Genomic DNA, 19,638 nt, shown 5'->3' on the forward strand with positions numbered 1-19,638 from the left:
CACGAAGATCAAATCAGGAGCGGCCCCATCGCCACTCGGCCGGCCCGCCCAGCGTGTGATGCCCGAGGTCACGCACTGCCCGGCCGGCACCACCGACGTTGCGCCCCGACCGGCGGTCGCGTCAACACGGTTCCCATATCCTAGTAAACCGATAGGTTCACGTTGACATTCGCCGGGTGGACGGCTCAGGATGCGGGCATGAGCGACGAGGATCCGTTCCACCGCAGGCTGCATCACATCGCGTCCCACGCACTGCACCCGGACACCGCACAGACCAGCGGGATGCGCCGGGTCGAGGCGATCAGCGGCACCACCGTGGGCAGCCGCAACCTCTGGATGGGACAGACCCACGTGGCCGCGAGCACCGCCTCCGGCAACCACCACCACGGCGCCTCGGAGACCGCGATCTACGTGGTCAGCGGCAACCCCTCGTTCGTCTTCCTGGACGACGAGCACGGCGAGATCCGGGTCGACACCAAGCCCGGCGACTACATCTACGTACCGCCGTGGGTGCCGCACCGCGAGGAGAACCCGGACCCGGAGAACGAGGCCGTCGTGGTGATCTCCCGCACCACACAGGAGGCGATCGTCGTCAACGTCCCCGACCTGAGGTGGGTCGGCCCGGTCGCCGCCGGCACAAAGGACCCCACCGACCCGTAGCCCACCGACCCCTCCCCACCGGCCCCTCCCAACCGGCGCCCACCCCACCGAGCCGTAACAGATGTGAACATGTGGGGATGACGATCCGCGTGGCGATGTGGTCGGGTCCCCGCAACATCTCGACGGCGATGATGCGTAGTTTCGGCTCCCGCGCCGACACCGTGGTCGCCGACGAGCCGCTCTACGCCCACTACCTGGCGGAGACCGGTCTCGATCATCCCGGCCGGGAGGAGATCCTGGCCGCGCAACCGACCCGCTGGCAGGACGTGGCCCACTGGCTGACCGGGCCACTGCCCGGCGAGGCGGCCGTCTTCTACCAGAAACACATGACGCACCACCTGCTGCCGGGGATCGGCCGGGACTGGCTGGCCGGGCTCCGGCACGCCTTCCTGATCCGCGAACCGGAGCGGGTGGTCGCCTCTTACGCGAAGGTGCGCGGCGCCCCCACGCTCGAGGACCTCGGCTATCCGCAGCAGCGGGAGATCTTCCGCGCGTTCGGCGGCCCGGTGGTCGACGCGGCCGACGTGCTCCGCGACCCGGAGGGCACGCTGCGGAACCTCTGCGCGGGCCTCGGCTTCGCCTTCGACCCGGCGATGCTGACCTGGGCGCCGGGCCCGCGCCCCACCGACGGCGTGTGGGCGCCACATTGGTACGCCTCCGTGCACGCCTCCACCGGCTTCACCCCCTACGACCCGGCCCCCGCCGACGTCCCGCCCCACCTGCACCCACTGGTCGACGCAGCCCGCCCGTACTACGAGGAACTAGCCGCCGCCCGCCCCACTGACCACAGCTAGCCCCACCCCACCCCACCCTCCCCGACCTTGGACGCTTCACCACCGAATCCGGTGGCCCACCTCCCAAGATCCAAAATCGTCACGCAGACGCCACGCCAACCTCCGCGATCTTGGACGCTCCACCGCCGAAATCGGTGGCAAAACGTCCAAGATCGCGCCGAGGGAGAGCGCTGGCGGGCACGAGCCGGAGGCGGGCACGAGCCGGAGGCGGGCACGAGCCGGAGGCGGGCACAAGCCGGAGGCGGGCACGAGCCGGGAAGCGCGCCAACCAGGGACCGCGCCCGCCGGAGAGGGGGACTATCCGGACGATGACTGATCTTGTCCGGCTGGTCGTGGGCCCTGCCTCAACGCCGTTGAGACGGAAGGCAGCGCAGTTGAGGGTTCTCGTACATCGACGTCATGTGAGGGCCCGGACCAGGCGGGTGCCGTGGGCGGCGGCGTGGTGCTGGTAGAGCTTGGCGATGCGGGCGGTGAGCGGGCCGACCGCGCCCGAGCCGATGACGCGGCCGTCGATGGTCGTCACCGCCGCGATCTCGCCCATGGTGCCGGTGCAGAAGACCTCGCTCGCGGCGTACATCTCGGTCAGGGAGATGTTGCGGACGGTGGCCGGAATGCCGTGCTGCCCGGCCAGGTCGAGGACGGTCTGGCGGGTGATGCCCTCCGGGCAGGCGGCCGTGGTCGGGGTGATCAGGGCGCCGCCGGTCACCGCGAACAGGTGGGTGGCGTTGGTCTCGGCGACGAAACCGCGCTGGTCGAGCATGAGGGCGTCGTCAGCGCCGGCCGCGTTCGCCTCGATCTTGGCGAGGATCGAGTTCAGCAGGTTGTTGTGGTGGATCTTCGGGTCGAGGACGTCCGGCGACGGGCGGCGGATGCTGGAGGTGGCCAGGGTCAGGCCGCCGGTGTCGTAGACCGGGGGCTTGTGCTCGGCCAGCACGATCAGCGTCGGGCCGGCGGTGTTGAGCCGCGGGTCCATGCCGCTGGTCACCTTCACCCCACGGGTCAGGGTGAGCCTGATGTGTACGCCGTCCGACATCTCGTTGGCCCGCAGCGTCCGGGTGATCGCGTCGATGATCGTGTCGTCGGACGGGATGTCGGCGAAGTTCAGCGCAGACGCCGAACAGCGCAGCCGGGACAGGTGGGCGGCGAGGCCGAAGATCGCTCCCCGGTAGAGGCGCAGACCCTCCCAGACCGCGTCGCCGCCCTGGACCACCGAGTCGAAGGGGGACAGTCCGGGCTGGTCACGGTGCAGCAACTCGCCGTTGACCCAGTAGACGATGTCCGCGTTGCGCTCGTCGTACCGCTGCAGCATCGGATCAGCATACGGACGCCGCTGGGGCCGGCTGTCCACGGTGGGGGACCGTGAACAGCCGGCCGGTCGTCTCCGGCCCGACGGCGGGGGGCCTGTCGTCGGCCGGGACGATTGGGGGGACCGTCATCCGGTAGTACGGAGCGGAGATCGGGAACGCTCACTCCGTACCGAAGGAGAATCAGGCCCGGCCACCCGCGACCGAAACCTGGCGACGGGCCAGGTCCTGCAGGATCTCGGCCGTCGCCGACGTGCCGAAACGCGTCACGCCGACGCCGGCCATCGCGATCATCGCGTCCAGGGTCCGGACCCCGCCGGATGCCTTGACCTGCACCTTCGCCGAAACGGCCGAGCGCATCAGCGCGAGGTCGTCGATGGTGGCGCCCTGTGGCGCGAAGCCGGTGGAGGTCTTCACGAATGCCGCGCCGGCCCGCTCGGCGGCCCAGCAGGCGGCCAGTTTCTCCTCGTCGGTGAGGTACGCCGTCTCGAGGATGACCTTGACGTGGGCGGCGCCGGCGGCCTTCACCACGAGGCCGATCTCGTGCTCGACGGCGGCGATGTCGCCGGAGCGCAGCCACCCGATGTTGAGGACCATGTCGATCTCGGACGCGCCCTGGTGCACGGCCAGCTCGGTCTCGGCGATCTTGATCCCGGTGGGGGTGTCGCCGTGCGGGAAGCCGACCACCGTGCCGACCGCGACGTTCGTGCCGCGCAGCAGGTCGACGGCGACGGTCACGTCACACGGGCGGACGCACACGGAGGCGACGTCGTACTTCTTGGCGACCGCGCAGCCTTCACGCAGGTCCTCAAGGGTGAACTCGGGGCGGAGGATGGAGTGGTCGATCATCTTGGCGATCTGCGGCACGGTGAAATTCATGGCACCGAACAGTAGCTGTCTAGACAGGTAGCTGTCTAGACAGGTTCGGCGCATCGGTAAGGTGATCGGCATGTCCGGGGATCCCGATTTCGCGCCACGCTACTTCCGCATCGAGCAGTCGCTGCGCGCGCTCATCGCCAAGTCCCGGCCGCACGACCCGCTGCCGTCCGAACCCGAACTCGCCCGCGAACACGGTGTCAGCCGGATGACCGCCCGGGCCGCGGTCACCCAACTGGTCAACGACGGGCTCGTCTACCGGGCCCCGGGCCGCGGCACGTTCGTCGCGGTGCCCAGCGGGCCACGCCGCGCCGATCACCTCATCCGGCTCAGCGAGGAGATTCGCAAACAGGGCAAACGCCCCTGGGCCAAGGTGGTGGTCGCCGAGCTGCGGCCGCCCACCGCACTCGAGGCGACGCGCTTGCGGCTACGCCGCGGGGATGTGTATGCGATCCACCGTGTTCGATTCGCCGACGACGAGCCGATCGCGTACGAGCGGGCCATCTACCCGGGCGTCATCCCAGGACTGCTGGACGCCGACCTGTCGCTGTCGGTGCACGAGGCGCTGGTCAAACTCGGACACACCCCCGTGCGGGGTACGGCGACGATCGGCGCGCAGTCGGCCACCGAGGAGGATGCTCGGGAGCTGGGTGTGCCGGTCGGGTCGGCCCTGCTGGTCGAGGAGCGGTTGATCCTCGACCAGAATGAGCGGCCGTTGGAACTGAGCGAGTCACGGTACGCGGGGGAGCGCTACCGCCTCGACGTCGCCTTCGGCGTCGAGCCGCTGATCCGGTAGAGCCGTCGCTTTCGCCTCACAGGCGCTGATCCAATAGGTGCAGTGGGGCCGCCCGGATCCCAGCCTCGTCCAGCGCGCTCCGGTAGGCGGCCGCCAGCTCGGCCGTGACCGGGCCGGTGACCAGCGGCAACTCCGGGCGTGCCGCGTGCAGCAGCGACTCCAGCCGGCAGGACGCGATCGCACCCGGCAGCTGGACGGCGACCGCGGGCAGGCCCTCCGCCACCGTCTGGCGGATCTCCCCGCAGTCGAGCAGCCCACCGCCGACGATCAGCACGTCGCCACGCACCCGCATCCGGGCCAGCGCCCGGCCGGTGTCGAAGCAGTGCGGGAACGAGTCGTCGACCAGGATCGTGCCGGGCCGCAGCCGGTCGACGTCCAGGGTGCCCGGGCCGCCGCTGGTGGCGGCCACGATGACGTCCGCCGAGTAGACACCCTCCGGGCTCAGCACGATCGACGTGGGCACGTCCAGGGTGGCGGCCAACTCCGCGAGACGGGTCGCGGCGGACGGCAGATCGCACAGGATCAGCCTCGCCGGGCGGTGATCCTCTTCGGTCAGCAGCAGTCGTAGTGACGACGTACCTATGGAACCGACTCCCAGGATCGCGACGGTGCATTCGCTCAACTTCCGGCCGCTCGTCATCCGGCCCTGCGCGGCCACCGTGGCCACCGTCGTGCGCACGACCGAAGCGGCGGTCACCGCATGGCCGGTGGTCAAGCCGACTCCCGAGCGGAGGTACGGCGTGAGCGCCCCGCCGTACCCGGTACGCGCCGGGATCATGCCCGCCAGCGAGACGGTGCGCGCACCGTGGGCGGCCGCCAGGTCCGCTGCGGTGGCGGCGTCTTCGGCCAGTCCGGGGTGGGCGAGCTCGTCGGCGAACCGGGGCAGCGCGAGGAACCCGGATCTACCCAGCGGGGTGTCGGCGGTCTCCAGCAGCCGGGGGCGGCGGCCCGGAAAGAGGGTCTCCCGGATCGTCTCCCGGTCCAGCGTCGGCAGGATCCGCCGGATCTCCTCCGGAAGTGCCGTGGCCATTGCGGCGATGTGCCCCGGCGCGGGCAGATAGCCGACAAGTGCGGCATCCAGCCCCACCCACCCCGCAATCTTGGACTTCTCCCCACCGCTCCCGGCACCAAGTAGCCCAAGATCCACAAAAGCGGATCCCGACCGCGACCCCTCACCCACCCCTTCCTCATTCTTGGACGCCTTCCGACCACTCCCGGTGGCCGAACGCCCAAGATCTGCAGAATCGGGATCCGGCCGCGGCCCCTCCCTCACTCCCACTCCCTCCTCGATCTTGGACTTATTCCCACCGCCACCGGTGGCAAGTCGCCCAAGATCCAAGGAAGCCGGTACCGGCCGCGGCCCCTCCCCCACCCCCTCCTCGATCTTGGACTTATTCCCACCGCCACCGGTGGCAAGTCGCCCAAGATCCAAGGAAGCCGGTACCGGCCGCGGCCCCTCCCCCACCCCCTCCTCGATCTTGGACGTACTTCCACCGCCCTCGGTGGCCGAACGTCCAAGATCGGCGGCGGGGCGGGCCGTCAGGGCGGCGGTCAGCTCGGCCGTCAGGCGCGCCACCTCGTCGGCGGGGAGCCGGGAGCGGAGGGTCAGGCGCAGCGCGCCGTTCCGTGTCGGGCGCACCGCCAGCAGGACGTCCGTGCCCGGCGGGAGGGCGAGTTCGGCGTCCGCGTCGTCGTCCCAGGACACCCGCAGAGTGCGGCCCGACAGATCGCCGAGCGCTCCGAAATCCAGGTGGGTGAAGAAGTATCGCCAGCCGTGCGGCGCGGTGAACATCCGCGTCCGGGCATCGTCGACGGCGGCGGCCACCTCGGTGAGTCCGGCATCCGCTCCGGGACGAACCGCAACGGCCGTCGCGCACGGCCCGAAGATCCGGACCAGATCCGGTACGGCGTGATCGCGACCGGTCACCGCCACACCGATCACCAGGTCCGGGCGAATCGCCAGGCCGGCGTCCGTCGACAGGCCAGGGTCCGCCACTGCGTCAGAAACGGCCACTGCGTCAGAAACAGTCACTGAGAAGGGGACATTCACTGGGTCGCGGACAGGCACTGCGTCGGGGACGGCCACCGAGAAGGGGACGGCCACTGGGTCGGGAACAGCCACCACTGAGAAGGGGACGGTCACTGGGTCGGGGACGGTCACTGGATCGAGCCGATCGAGCACCGGATCGAGCCGGCCAGTGGTCAGGGCGAGCGCCCGGTGATATGCCGTGAGCACCGGCACGAACGGCGTGGCCCCGACCGCGGCGGCGCGTTCTCGCAGCCCCGCCGCCTCGGCCGCGCCGATCGTGAAACCGGTGGTGACGACCGCTCCCCCGGTGCTGATTCGCCCACCGTCACCGAGCACGGTCTCCAGCGGCACACCACGCAGATGTCCGACGTAGTCGCGGAAGGTCGCGCGCACCGGCGTCAGCGCCTCCCCGTCATAGAGGGCCAGTAGTTCCCGCATCAGGAGCGCGGTGCTGTACCCGTCGCCGACCAGGTGGTGCGCGTGCACCAGCAGGACGTGCTCCTCCGGCCCGTATCGGAGCAGCCGCAACCGCACAAGCGGCCATTCCGCCGGATCGAACCGGTGTTCCCGCTCGGCCGCCAGTTCCTCGTCGAGCGTCCGCGGTTCCACCTGGTAGCCGACGGTCAGGCGGGCGAACGGAAGTTCCCGCTGCACCGGCGGCCGGGCGTCACGGGGGAACACGGTCCGCAGCATCGGATGCCGCGCCACCAGCACGTCCACGGCACGTTGGAACCGGTCGAGGTCGAGCGGCCCGTGCACGCGCGGCGCGGCCAGCCAGGTCGACGCCGCACCGACCGCGTCCGCGAGCAGAAACCCGCGCTGAGTGAGACTGACCGGAAAGTCGCCCGCCCCGGCCCCGGCTCCCGAAACGGAAGCAGCTTCCGGTACGACGGCCACGCCACCCGAAACAGAAACATCGCCCGGTACGACGGCGCCGCCATCAGAAACGGAAGCAGCCCCCGACACAACAGCCACGCCGTCTGGAACAGAAACATCTCCCAGTACAACAGCCCCGCCGTGCGGAACAGAAACATCTCCCAGTACAACAGCCCCGCCGTCCAGAACAGAAACATCTCCCGGTACGACGGCGCCGCCATCAGAAACGGAAGCAGCCCCCGACACAACAGCCACGCCGTCTGGAACAGAAACATCTCCCAGTACAACAGCCCCGCCGTGCGGAACAGAAACATCTCCCAGTACAACAGCCCCGCCGTCCAGAACAGAAACATCTCCCGGTACGACGGCCGCGGCGCCCGGAACGGAAACGGCTTCGGGTGCGGCGGGTTCGGGGGTGATCTCGTCCAGCACGGAAGCGAGCGCGGCGACCGTACGACATCGGTAGACAACCGTGGGTCGCGGCAGTGAGGCCCGGTGTTCCGCCAGGCTCGCGAAAAGCTCGAGCACCCCGATCGAGTCGCCGCCGAGGGCGAAGAAGTCGTCGTCGCGGCCGACCGGTGTGACGCCGAGCTGCTTCTCCCAGAGGGACGCGAGCAGACGCTCGGTTTCGGTGACCGGCGGCGGGCTCGCCGTCCGGGCCAGCGACGCCCGGTCGATCTTGCCGGTCGCGGTCAGCGGCAGGTCGGCCATCACCTCGATCCGGGCCGGTACAAGGTACGCCGGAAGCAGCCCACCCAGATGGGAACGCAACTCGTCACCGGAGACCGTCGACCGCACCCAGGCGAGCAGGCGGCCGCCCTCGACCCGTACCGCCGCCCGGTCCACCGCCGGATGTGCCCGCAGCACCGCCTCGACCTCGCCCGGCTCGACCCGGTACCCGTGCAGTTTCACCTGGTCGTCGACCCGCCCGCGGAACCACAGCAGCCCGTCGGCGTCGCGGACCGCCCGGTCGCCGCTGCGGTACCAGCGCCGCCCGTCCCGCTCCACGAACACCGCGGCCGTCTGCTCCGGGTCGTCGAGATAGCCGTCGGCCAGCCCGATCCCGCCGATGTACAGCTCACCGACCACACCGTCGCGGCACGGCAGCCCGTCCTCGCCGATCACCTCGACGACCGCCCCGCCGACCGGCCGCCCGATCGGCAGATGGGTGGCGTCGCCGGCGGGCCGCGAAGTGATCGGATGCCAGGTGGCGTTGATCGTCGTCTCGGTGGGGCCGTACAGGTTGGTGATCCGCTGCCCCGGCCCGAACCGGTCGAACCATCGCCGCACGTGTGCCGGCGACAGCTCCTCACCGCCGACGTGCACCCAGCGCAGCCGCAGGTCGGCGGTGCTCTTCTCGGCGGCGGTCAGCAGCCGCTCCCACAGCGTCGGCACCGAGCTCCAGACCGTCACCCGGTCCCGGGCGAGCCGATCCACGAGCAGTTCGGGATCGCGGACCGTGTCCCGATCCCAGGCCACCACCGTCGCCCCGGTCAACAGCGGCGCGAGCAACTGTCGGACCGACGCGTCGAAGCAGATCGACGCGGTCTGCGCGAGCCTGTCACCCGCCCGGTAGCCGAAGGTCGCGATCGACCAGTCCAGGTAGTTCATCATCGAACGATGCGTGACGGCCACGCCCTTCGGGCGGCCGGTCGACCCCGAGGTGAAGATGACGTACGCGGTGTCGCCCGGCTCGACGTCCCGGCCCGGCGCCGATCCGCTCTCGCCGACGTCCACCAGCGTGAACGCGTACCCGTCGAGCATCGTCCGGTGCTCCGCGCCGCAGACCACGACGTCCGCCCCGGCCCGGGTGAGCTGGCCGGCCAGCCGGGCGGGCGGATGCGAGCCGTCCAACGGCACCCAGGCCGCACCGGCCTTGAGGATGCCGACCAGCCCGATCACGGTGTCCGCGCCAGGCCCGGTGAGCAGGCCGATCCGCCGCGCCCCGGTCTCCGCAAGCCGCCCGGCCAGCCGGTCCGACGCGAGGTCCAGCTCCCGATAGCTGAGCGGCGCGCCGTCACTCAACACGGCGATTCCCTCAGGGGTACGCGCGCACTGCGCCCGAATCCGCACCACGATCGACCCCGAGCCCGCAGCCACGTCAACTCCACCCGCGCCATCCACGTTGACTGCAGAGCCCGCGTTGACTGCAGAGCCCGCGTTGAGTGCACCGCCCGCGTTGCCTGCGGCGGTCGCATTGACTGCACCGCCCACATTGACCACGCCACCCGCGTTGACTGCACCACCCACGTTGACTGCACCGCCCACGTTCAGTACACCGCCCACATTGGCCGCGCTGCCCACGTTGACTGCACCGCCGACATTGAGTGCACCGCTCGCGTTGACTGCACCGCTCGCATTGAGCGCACCGCTCGCGTTGAGTGCACCGCTCATGTTGACTGCACCGCTCATGTTGACTGCACCGCTCGCATTGAGTGCACCGCTCGCATTGAGTGCACCGCTCATGTTGGGGGCATCGCCCACGTTGACTGCACCGCCCACGTTCAGTACACCGCTCGCATTGAGTGCACCGCTCATGTTGGGGGCATCGCCCACGTTGACTGCACCGCCCACGTTCAGTACACCGCCCACATTGGCCGCGCTGCCCATGTCGACTGTCGTCGCCGCAAGCTGCTTCCAGTCCTCAGCCGTCGCCGCCTCCGCTATGGCTGTGATCTCCGCCAGGTGCTCCGTGGCGAGGCGTTCCACGGTGGCCGCTTCGAACAGGGTCTCGGGGTAGTTCCAGGAGAAGTGCAGCGCGCCCCGCGACTCGAAGCAGACCAGGCCGAGCCGCGTGGCCGCCGATGCGCTGCCGGCCGTCACGGCGACCACGTTCGCTCCGGTGACGCCCGCGTTCGGGAACCGCGCGAAACTGAAACCGGCCGGGCTCGCCGTTCGTGGCCCGGCGCCGTCCGCCGTCAGCATCCGGGCCAGATCCACGGTTGACACCGATCCGTGCCGCTCGGCGTCGAGCCAGACGTCCCGCAGCCGCGCCGCCAGCCCGGCCGCCGACTCCCCGGCACGCACCTCGGCGAGCACCGGCAGGCTGTCCGCGAACGGTCCCACCATCCGCTCCACACCGGCCAGCCGCGCGGCCCGCCCGGCCCGCGCCACCGATACCGGAACCGCCGACTGCCCACTCCATCGCGCCAGACACCGGACATATCCGGCCAGGAGAAGATGAAAAACGGACACCCCGGCTTCCCGGGCCCGCGCGGTCAGGCGTCGGCTGAGTGCCTCTTCCAAGACCTTCTGGCGTACGGCGTAAGCACCCCGTGGCTCCCCATCCGCATCCCCGTCGAACGGCAGGGCCAGTCGCGGATACCCGGCGAGCGCGTCCCGCCAATAGGCGAGGTCCTCTCGGCTCGGTCCGTCCCGCCGTACCTCATGATCGGCGAAAGTGGCCGTCGGCGCCGGCGCGACCGCTCCCCCGCCGTAGAGTTCCCACAGCTCATCCCCGAGAACGGCAATGCTGTACCCATCCGCGGCCGCATGGTGCACCACCAGAATCACATGCGCCCGCTCCGCGCTCTCCACGGCGAGCACCGCCCGAACCGGCGCCTCCCGCCCCAGATCGAACGGCCGATTCCGCAGCTCGCCGTCAACCCTCTCCAGCGCCACCCGAAGTCCCGCCGCCGCGTCCCCACCACCGGCCATCACCTCTCCGCCGATGCCCGCGCCTGCGTCAAGTGCCGCTCCAGCGTCACCGCCGGTCCCGCTGCCTGCGCGAATCGTCGCTCCGGCCGCACCGCCCGCGTATAGGCCTGCGTCAACCGTCGACCCGAACTCGCCGCTGGCGCCTGCCCCGGTCGTCGCACCGGCACCACCGCCCGCATACAGACCTCCGTCAACCGTCGACCCGAACTCGCCGCTGGCGCCTGCGCCGGTCGTCTCCTCGGCACCGCCGCTGGTCTTGGAGAGGTTGGTGACCGTGAACCATTTCGGTCGCCCGGAGCCGGGTGTGGTGAAGCGCTGGCCGTCCGGCCCGAACCGCACCCGCAGCATCGGATGCCGCCGCTCCAACTCGGCGAAGGCCTGGCCCAGCCGCTCCACGTCGACCGGCCCGCGCAGGGTCTGCCGCACATATGCGTAGGCGGGCACCTCCGGATACAGCCGCCCGGTGGTGACGAAGGCTCGCTGCACCGGGCTGAACGGGAATTCGACCGGCCCCGCGAGTCGTGCCGTCAGTTCGTCGATGGTTCGGTTCTCGAAGAACAGGGTCGTGGACAGGGTCCGGCCAAGCCGCCGCTCCAACTCTTTGACCAGGTCGACGGCGGTGAGCGAGTCCAGGCCGAGCGCCAGGAACGGCTCATCGGTCCCGATCGTCTCCGGCTCCCGCCCCAGCGGCGCGGCCAGGAGCTCCCGCACCACCGCGACTAGTTCGTCCCGGCCCGGTCCGGTCACCCCGTTTTCCGCGCGCCCGGCTCCGAACGAGTCGCCGGACCGGACCCGTGCGCCTGTCGCGCCTCCGGTACCCGGCAACCCACCGCGCCACGGCAGAGCGTGCTCCGTGCCGTCGGCTGCCGGCATCTCGCCGCGCCAGGGTGGTGTGCTTTGGGCGTACCCCTCCTGGTTTTGCATTGATCCATGTGTGATCGGCTCGGTGCTGGTTGTCGGCGCCGGGGTGACCAGGACCTGGGCGGCGCCGAGTGCCATCGCCTCCCAGAGGGTTTCCGGGAGTTGCTCGATCGGCAGGCCGGCGCCGGCGGACAGGCCGTGGCTCGTGGCCAGACCGCCGCCGGTCAGCGGTGGGAGATTCACCGATACGAAACGCCGGCCGGCGGTCGTCTCGGCGGCGGCCAGGGCGTCCAGGTAGAGGTTGCCCGCGACGTAGTCGCCGAGTGCGCCGGCCAGCCCGGGAATCACCGCCGAGACCGAGGACAGGGCCACCACCGGCGGCCGGCGATCGCCCAGGGCTTGCAGGAGCAGGCGGGTACCGTCCATCTTGGCGGCCAGACCGGCGACCACCTCGTCCGGGGTCTTCGCGCGCAGGCTGCCCGGTTGGACCACCCCGGCCGCCTGCACGATCAGGTCGAACTCCCGCCCGGCTACCAGCTCGGCCACGTCGGTGGGGACGGTCAGGTCCGCTGTACGGTATTCGGCCCGCGCGCCGAGCCCCCGCAATTCGGCCAGCAGCGCCTGTGGCTCGGCGGACCGGCCCGCGAGGAGCAGCCTCGGCCCACGGCGTTCCCGATGTGCGGATCCGGTGGCCGGCCGCCGGGCCAGGTACCGGGCGATCTCCGCGCCGACCGCCCCGGCCCCACCGATGATGAGATAGCTTCCGTCCGGCGGTGGGATCAGCGGCTCGCCCGCCCGCGCCGGGGTGAACAACCTGGCCAGCCGCCGTCCACCCCGCCAGGCGACGATCTCCGCTGGCCCGGCGGCCGGTGGTGCGGCCGTCTCCCGGTCGATGGCGGCGCGCTGGGTTTGCGGCGGGTCGTCCGAGCAGAGGTCCACGATCCGGACCCCGGCGCGGGGGTTCTCGTCGGCGAACGCCATCGCCAGCCCGGCCCATACCGCGTGTTCCGGATTCGGGCGTTCCGCGCCGGTGGCGTAGAGGTCTCGGGTGATCAGAAGCAGACTCGCCGCGGAGGGGACGGCGGTGATCGCCCGCAGTGCGTCCGCTGCCGCTTCGCCTTCGGCTATGACGACCGTGACCCCGCCCGGGGTTCGATCGCCGGCCGGGCCGCTGGCACCTTCCGCGGCCCTGGCTGACTCTGAGGGCTGTCTCGTGGACGGCGAAACAGCACTGGTGGCCAGCTGCGGAGACGTGGCTCGGGTTGACGGCGGCTTCGGGGGTGAGGAGACAGCGCTGGGAGACGGCTGGGTGGGAGCGGCTGGCGGTGGGGCTGCGGTCCAGGCGGGGGTTGCGAGGGTGGGTGACGGTGGGTCGGCCACCCAGTAGCGGCGCCGCTGGAACGGGTAGGTGGGAAGGTCGACCCGGCGGGTTCCGGCGTCGAGGTGGGTGCGGTCGAGTGCGGCGCCGCGCAGCCACAACTGTCCGGCGGTGGTCAGGACGGCGGCCGCGTCAAGGCCAGCGTGCAGGACGGCGGCTGCGTCGAGACCGGCGTGCGGGAGGGCGGCTGCGGCGGGGGCGGCGTGTGGGGCGGCGTTTCTCCGTACGAAAGAAGAGAGAGTGACCGAAGCGCCCAGCTCGACCATGGTGTCGTAGCCGGCCGCGCGAAGCCGGCCGACCGCCGTCGCGAAACGCACCGGCCGCACCGCGTGATCCACCAGGTAGGCGGCGTCGAAGGCCGCGCCCCACTCCCCCGTCACCGTGCTGACCTGCGGGATCGTGGTCGGCCGGGCGCTCGGGGCGAGGCGGGCGAGCGGGGCGGTGACCGGTTCCATGGACGGCGAATGGAAGGCGTGCGAGACGGCGAGTCGGCGGGTGGTCACCCCGCGCGCAGCCAGGCCCGCCTCGGCCCGGTCGATGGCGTCGTGCGGTCCGGCCAGGACGATCCGGTCGGCGGCGTTCTCGGCGGCGACGACCACCCCCGAAGGCAGCGGCCCGATCGCTCCGGGAGACAGCGGCCCGATCACCCCGGGAGACAGCGACCCGATTGCCCCGGACGGCAGCGGCTCGACGTCGCCGGACAGCAGCGGTCCGATGTCGCCGGCGGCGGCTGCCACGGCCAGCATCGCGCCCGGCTCGGCCAGATCGGCGGTGAGGCGGCCGCGTTCGGCGGCCAGGACGACGGCCTCGACGGCGGTCAACCGGCCCGCGGAGACGGCCGCGGCGAACTCGCCGACGCTGTGGCCGGTGACCGCGTCCGGCCGGATCCCGTAGGCGGCGAGCTGGGCGGCCTGCGCCACGGCGAACGCGACGACCAGCGGTTGGGTGACCTCGGTGCGGGCGAGTTCGGCGGCGGGGACGTTCGGGTCGGTGCACCATTCGGTCAGGGTTCGGCCGGCGATCAGCCCGGCCGCGGCCGACACCTCGTCGAGGACGGCGCGGAAGACCGGGGCGGTCGCGTAGAGTTCCGCGCCCTGGCCGGGACGCTGCGTGCCCTGGCCGCCGAAGAGGAACGCCACCCGGGCGGGCCGGGCCAGCGGCGGGCCGGGCTCCACTGCGGCCAGTCGCTCGGCGAGATCACTTCCGGTCACCACCGCGATCCGGTACGCCCCCTCGTCCCGTGCGCTGGAAGCGGTGGCACAGACGTCGCCGAGGGGTAGCCCGGGATGCGCCCGTAGGTGGGCCGCGAGTTCGGCGGCCGCCGCCCGAAGCCCGGCCGCCGATCGCGCCGAGAGCGTCAGCAGCCGTGGCTCGGGGGCGGCGGGCGCGAGAGGGCGGGAGTGGTGCGGGATGGGGGCGGCGAGGATGACGTGGGCGTTCGTGCCGCCGAAGCCGAAACCGTTGACGCCGGCGACCAGCGGTCCGGTCCACGGGCGGCGGGTGGTGGCCACCTCGAAGCCGGCCGCGGACAGGTCGAAACGTGGGGACGGGCGGTCGTGGTGCAGTGCCGGGGGGATCTCCCGGTGCTGGAGGGCGAGGATCACCTTCACCAGCGCGGGCAGGCCCGCCACGTTGAGCAGGTGGCCGATGTTGGTCTTGACCGAGCCGACCAGGCGGGGACGGCCGTCGCCGCGGGGCGGGAAGGCGTGGGCGAGCGACCGGGCCTCGATCGGGTCGCCGACCGGGGTGCCGGTGCCGTGCGCCTCCACATAGGTGACGTCGGCCGGGTCGATGCCGCTGTGGCGGTAGGCGTCGGCGATCACCTCCTGCTGGAGCAGCGGGTTCGGGGCCATCAGGCTCAGTGAACGGCCGTCGTTGTTGACCGCGGTTCCGCACACGACGGCCAGGACCCGGTCGTCGTGTACGTCGGCGAGACGGGTCAGGACCAGCGCGGCACCGCCCTCGCCCGGCACGAACCCGTCGGCGTCCGCCGCGAACGCCCGGCACCGGCCGGTCGGCGACAGCGCCCGGGCGTCGCCGAGCAGGGTCTCGGCGGTGGCCGTCAGGTTGAGGTTGACGCCGCCGACCACGGCGATGTCGCAGTCGCCGGCGGCCAGGCTGAGGCGGGCCAGGTGCAGGGCGACCAGCGCCGAGGAACAGGCGGTGTCCACGGCGAGTGCGGGTCCGCGCAGGTCGAGCAGGTGGGAGACGCGGGCGGCGATCAGGTTGCGCAGGGTGCCGGTGAGCGCGTGCGGGCCGTCGGCGCCGGTCATGAGTTCGGGATAGCCACTCTCGCCGACGGCCGCGAAGACCCCGATCCGGCGTCCCCGGCGGCGCGGTCCGGCGTATCCGGCGCGTTCGAGTGCCTCGTGGGCCAGTTCCAGGAAGATCCGGGCGTGCGGGTCCAGCAGCCGCGCCTCCTGGTCGTCGATTCCGAAATATCCGGCGTCGAACAGGGCCGGATCGTCGAGGAACGCTCCGTGGCCGCCGCCGGCCCACCGGCTCACCGGGGTGACGCTGTCCCGTCCGTCGAGCAGGTTCGCCCAGAACTGCTCGGGCGTGTCCGCGTCCGGGAACCGGCACGCCATCCCGATCACCGCGAGCCGGTCCGCGTCGTGGGTGGTCGGCGCCGCTGGTCCGGCCTCGACCATGGAGTGCCGGAGCAGGCGGTCGGCGAGTGCGGGCACGGTGGCGCAGTCACGCAACGTCGCCGGGTCGAGGGTCCGGCCGAGCACGTCCTCCAGCCCGGCCAGCACCTCCATGGCCGCCAGCGAGGATCCGCCGATCGCCAGGAATCGGTCCTCCGGCCCGATGGTCTCCGCCGGGACACGCAGTACCCGAGCCCATACGGCACGGATGAGCGCCTCCATAGCCGGCCGCGACGAAGGAGCCGGCCCGGACGACGACGCCGACCCGGACGACGACGCCGGCCCGGACGACGGCACCGGCTTCGGTGGCGGGACCGGGTGTGAGGCAGGGGAGGCCGAGGCGGGCGCGGGTCGGGTGATGCGGTCGCGGAGGGCCTGGCGTCGCAGCTTTCCGCTGGTGGTGCGGGCGAAAGCGCCGTTCGGCACGACCTCCGCGCGAACGCCGTCGTAGGCCAGGGCCTCGGCCACCCGGGCCCGGACCTGGGCGGTGAGCGCGGCGTCGGCCCGGACGGACGGCGCGGACAGGAACACCACGACCTGCTCGCGGCCGTCGGCCGGGTCGGTCGCGCCGACGACGGCGATCGGGCCGGGTTTCAGACCGGGGGTCGCGGCCGCGACCTCCTCCAGGTCGGCGGCGTGGAAGGTCCGCCCGTTCACGAACAGCACGTCCTTGTGCCGCCCGGTGACGACGAGGCGCCCGCCGCGCAGGAAGCCGAGATCACCGGTACGCAGCCAGGATCCGTCACGCCCGGCCGCCGTGGCGTCCTCGTCCCGGTGGTAGCCACGGCTGACGTTCGGGCCGCGCGCCTGGACGTGGCCGACCAGGCATTCCTCCAGTTCGGCGCCCTCGTCGTCGACGATCCGCAGCTCGCATCCATGCATGGGGAACCCGACGTCCATCAGCTCGACGACGGTCCGCTTGCCGTCATCCGCCGTCGCGGCGGGTGGGTTGTCGGAGAGGGAAAGGGGAGGGGGGAGGGCGACGCCGCGGGAGAGGGCGGCCCGGCTGAGGCGCAGCGGGACGGCGGGGACGCCGAGGGGCGGGCAGGTGACGGCGACGGTGGCCTCGGCCAGGCCGTACACCGGTTGCATGGCTCCGGGGGCGAGGCCCGCCCGGCCGAGCCGCGCCGCGAAGGTGCTCCAGACGGCCGGGGAGATGGGTTCGGCGCCGACCATGAGCAGGCGGACGCTGCTCAGGTCGAGTTCGTCGAGGACGGAGTCCGGCACCCGGCGGTTGACCAGGGCCAGGGCGAAGTTGGCCGCGGACAGCACGGTGCCCCGGTGGCGGGCCGTCTCGCGCAGCCACGTCTCGGGGCGTTTCGCGAAGGCCAGCGGGCTGATCCGGATCTGGCGGCAGCGGGCGTGGAGCGGGGCCAGGTGGGTGCCGATCAGGCCCATGTCGTGGAAGTAGGGCATCCAGGTGACGACCACGTCGTCGGCGGTCACCGACCCGGCCCGGGTGGCCTGGGCGAGGTTGGCGACCACGTTGGCGTGGGTGAGTTCGACACCTTTCGGGGTGCCGGTGCTGCCGGAGGAGAACTGGAGGAAGGCGAGGTCGTCCGCGCGTACCGGAACGGGGGTGGAAAGCGGGGACGCGTCGCGGAGGTCGCGTGCGGAGAGCAGGGTCGCGCCGGGCGTGGCGACATCGCCCGCCAATGGCGGGCGGTCCAGGTGACGCCAGACGGCGGCCAGGCGGTGCGGTTCCGGCGGCAGAGGCACCGGTACGACGCCCGCGTACACCGCTCCCCAGAAGAGCCCGAGGAAGTCGGCGCTGTCGTCGGCGATCACCGGCAGTGGGTCGCCGGTGGTGAGCCCGGACGCGCGGAGGCCCCCGGCGATGCGGAGGGCGTCGGCGTGCAGTTCGGCGAACGCGGTGAACCGGTCGTCCTCGCCGACGTGGACGATGCCCTGATCGGGAGCTTCGGCCGCGGCCCGGACCAGTACATCGGTCAGCGTCATGATCGAACCCTACCGAGAGATGACATCTGTCATGGCGGACTGCTGACGGCGGCGACTGCCGTCGATCCGCGTGCTCGCGAACCATGGTGGACATGAGCACGCAGACACTGACCCACACCGATACCGCCGTCGAGGTGGCCGGACTGCGCCAGAGCTACGGCGAGTTCGAGGCGGTCAAGGGCATCGATTTCACCGTCCCGTCCGGGGGCCTGTTCGCGCTGCTCGGCACGAACGGGGCCGGCAAGACGACCACCATCGAGGTGCTGGAGGGGTTCCGGCCGGCAGCCGGGGGCACGGTGCGGTTGCTCGGGCTGGATCCGTACCGGTCGCGGAAGGCGCTGCGCCCCCGGGTCGGGATCATGCTCCAGGAGAGTGGCCTGATCGGCGATCTGACCGTGGCCGAGACCGTGGACCTGTGGCGCGACCTGCACGTCCGGCCGATGGAGCGGGTGGCGGCGCTGGCGCTGGTCGGGTTGACCGACAAGTCGGGCGTACGCGTGCGGCAGCTCTCCGGTGGCCAGAAGCGCCGCCTGGACCTGGCCCTGGCCGTGGTCGGCCGCCCCGAGGTGCTGTTCCTCGACGAGCCGACCACCGGCATGGACCCGGAGGCGCGGATCGCCACCTGGCGGCTGATCCAGGATCTGGTCGCGGCCGGCACCACGGTGCTGCTGACCACCCACTACCTGGAGGAGGCGGAACGCCTCGCCGACCGGGTCGCGATCATGCACCGGGGTGAGATCCGGATCGCCGGGACGGTGCCCGAGGTGGTGGCCGGTCACGGTGACCGGGTCGCGTTCCTGGTGCCGGCCGAGGCGCCGATCGACTCGCTGCCCCGGATCGACGGGGCCGCCCCGGAGATCGTGGTGGACGACGGACGGCCGACCGCCCGGTACACGGTGACCGGCGGCGAACCGGACGGCCGCGCCCACCGGACCGTGGCCACGCTGCTGGCCTGGGCCACCTCCCGCAACGTCACCCTGAACCGGCTGTCGGTCCGCCCGGCCTCGCTGGAGGACGTCTTCCTGACCATCGTGGAGGAGAACCGATGACCACCGACCTCAAGCACACCGTCCGGCTGGCCCGGGTCGACATCCTGCTGATCATGCGGAACCGGTCGGCGCTCACCAACGCCGTCCTGATGCCGCTGCTGGTCGCCGGTTTCCTGATCTTCACGGCCCGGGCGCAGGCCGCCGACCAGGTCCCGTTCATGCTGACCGGGCAGGTGGCCACGCTGGCGCTGTTCGCCCCGCTGGTCAACCTGGCCGGCTTCTACACCACCCGCCGGGAGGAGCTGATCCTGAAGCGGCTGCTCGGCGGCCCCGCCTCGGCGACCGCGATCCTGGGCGGCAGCGCGGCCGGCGCGACCGCCGTCTACCTGCTCCAGGTGGTCGCATTGTGCGTGGCCGCGGTGCCGCTCGGCGTCGGCCTGCCGGAGAATCCGCTGCTGCTCCTGGCCGGGGTGCTCGGCGCGGCGGCCCTGTTCAGCCTGGTCTCGATGGTGATCTCCGGGTTCAGCTCGACCGGGGAGCTGGCGCAGATCGCGACCGTGCCGTTCATGTTCCTCTGCCTGTTCCTGTCGCCGGCGATCGTGCCGTTGGACGCGCTGCCGGAGCAGCTCGGCCGGATCGCCGAGTACCTGCCGATGACCCCGGTGACCGAGCTGATCCGCACCGGTTTCCTGGGAGACGAAGGCGAGGGTGGCGGCGTGCTGCCGAACCTGGGCCTGCTGGCGGCATGGGTGGCGGTCGCCGCGGTGGTGGCCCGGCGCTGGTTCCGCTGGGATCCACGACGTGGCTGAAA

The 19,638-nt window shown here is 71.8% G+C and carries 8 protein-coding genes; 5 read left to right on the top strand and 3 right to left on the bottom strand.

The features are described from left to right. Positions 1–198 precede the first annotated feature (198 nt). The gene (locus IEZ13_RS27520; RefSeq protein ID WP_183218100.1) at positions 199–660 is read left to right on the top strand and encodes a cupin domain-containing protein; all 462 of its coding nucleotides are present in this window, start codon (positions 199–201) and stop codon (positions 658–660) included. A 77-nt stretch (positions 661–737) separates the two neighbouring features. Then, on the top strand, positions 738–1,454 hold the full coding sequence (locus tag IEZ13_RS27525) for a sulfotransferase-like domain-containing protein (protein ID WP_183218098.1): 717 nt from the start codon (positions 738–740) through the stop codon (positions 1,452–1,454). Between the two features lie 397 nt (positions 1,455–1,851). Here IEZ13_RS27525 and IEZ13_RS27530 read toward each other — a convergent pair whose 3' ends face one another. Beyond that, positions 1,852–2,763 carry an aminotransferase class IV gene (locus IEZ13_RS27530; protein WP_183218097.1) on the bottom strand — a complete coding sequence of 304 codons (912 nt, stop codon included), beginning with the start codon at positions 2,761–2,763 and terminating at the stop codon, positions 1,852–1,854. A gap of 178 nt (positions 2,764–2,941) precedes the next feature. Then, the gene (gene deoC, locus IEZ13_RS27535; protein ID WP_183218095.1) at positions 2,942–3,637 is read right to left on the bottom strand and encodes a deoxyribose-phosphate aldolase; all 696 of its coding nucleotides are present in this window, start codon (positions 3,635–3,637) and stop codon (positions 2,942–2,944) included. 70 nt (positions 3,638–3,707) lie between these two features. Here deoC and IEZ13_RS27540 point away from each other — a divergent pair, with 70 nt between their 5' ends. Further along, a complete protein-coding gene (locus tag IEZ13_RS27540; protein ID WP_183218092.1) occupies positions 3,708–4,430 on the top strand; it encodes a GntR family transcriptional regulator in 723 nt (240 codons plus the stop codon). A 16-nt stretch (positions 4,431–4,446) separates the two neighbouring features. On the opposite strand, the gene IEZ13_RS27545 is transcribed toward IEZ13_RS27540, so the two are convergent. Then, positions 4,447–17,838, bottom strand: coding sequence for a non-ribosomal peptide synthetase/type I polyketide synthase (locus IEZ13_RS27545; RefSeq protein ID WP_189285756.1), 13,392 nt, complete (start codon positions 17,836–17,838; stop codon positions 4,447–4,449). A 92-nt stretch (positions 17,839–17,930) separates the two neighbouring features. Here IEZ13_RS27545 and IEZ13_RS27550 point away from each other — a divergent pair, with 92 nt between their 5' ends. After that, positions 17,931–18,887 carry an ABC transporter ATP-binding protein gene (locus IEZ13_RS27550; protein WP_183218087.1) on the top strand — a complete coding sequence of 319 codons (957 nt, stop codon included), beginning with the start codon at positions 17,931–17,933 and terminating at the stop codon, positions 18,885–18,887. Further along, positions 18,884–19,636, top strand: a complete 753-nt coding sequence (locus IEZ13_RS27555) for an ABC transporter permease (protein ID WP_183218085.1) — start codon at positions 18,884–18,886, stop codon at positions 19,634–19,636. The genes IEZ13_RS27550 and IEZ13_RS27555 overlap by 4 nt, the downstream gene beginning before the upstream one ends. Positions 19,637–19,638: the final 2 nt, after the last annotated feature.

Origin of the sequence: Actinoplanes campanulatus, from assembly GCF_014647795.1 — a bacterium.
Classification (GTDB): Bacteria; Actinomycetota; Actinomycetes; order Mycobacteriales; family Micromonosporaceae; genus Actinoplanes; species Actinoplanes campanulatus.

What these genes read in the sequence shown, in the direction of transcription:
- deoC (WP_183218095.1), bottom strand. Translation starts at nt 3,637, where the DNA reads ATGAATTTCACCGTGCCGCAGATCGCCAAGATGATCGACCACTCCATC.
- IEZ13_RS27520 (WP_183218100.1), top strand. Translation starts at nt 199, where the DNA reads ATGAGCGACGAGGATCCGTTCCACCGCAGGCTGCATCACATCGCGTCC.
- IEZ13_RS27550 (WP_183218087.1), top strand. Translation starts at nt 17,931, where the DNA reads ATGAGCACGCAGACACTGACCCACACCGATACCGCCGTCGAGGTGGCC.
- IEZ13_RS27555 (WP_183218085.1), top strand. Translation starts at nt 18,884, where the DNA reads ATGACCACCGACCTCAAGCACACCGTCCGGCTGGCCCGGGTCGACATC.
- IEZ13_RS27545 (WP_189285756.1), bottom strand. Translation starts at nt 17,838, where the DNA reads ATGACGCTGACCGATGTACTGGTCCGGGCCGCGGCCGAAGCTCCCGAT.
- IEZ13_RS27540 (WP_183218092.1), top strand. Translation starts at nt 3,708, where the DNA reads ATGTCCGGGGATCCCGATTTCGCGCCACGCTACTTCCGCATCGAGCAG.
- IEZ13_RS27530 (WP_183218097.1), bottom strand. Translation starts at nt 2,763, where the DNA reads ATGCTGCAGCGGTACGACGAGCGCAACGCGGACATCGTCTACTGGGTC.
- IEZ13_RS27525 (WP_183218098.1), top strand. Translation starts at nt 738, where the DNA reads ATGACGATCCGCGTGGCGATGTGGTCGGGTCCCCGCAACATCTCGACG.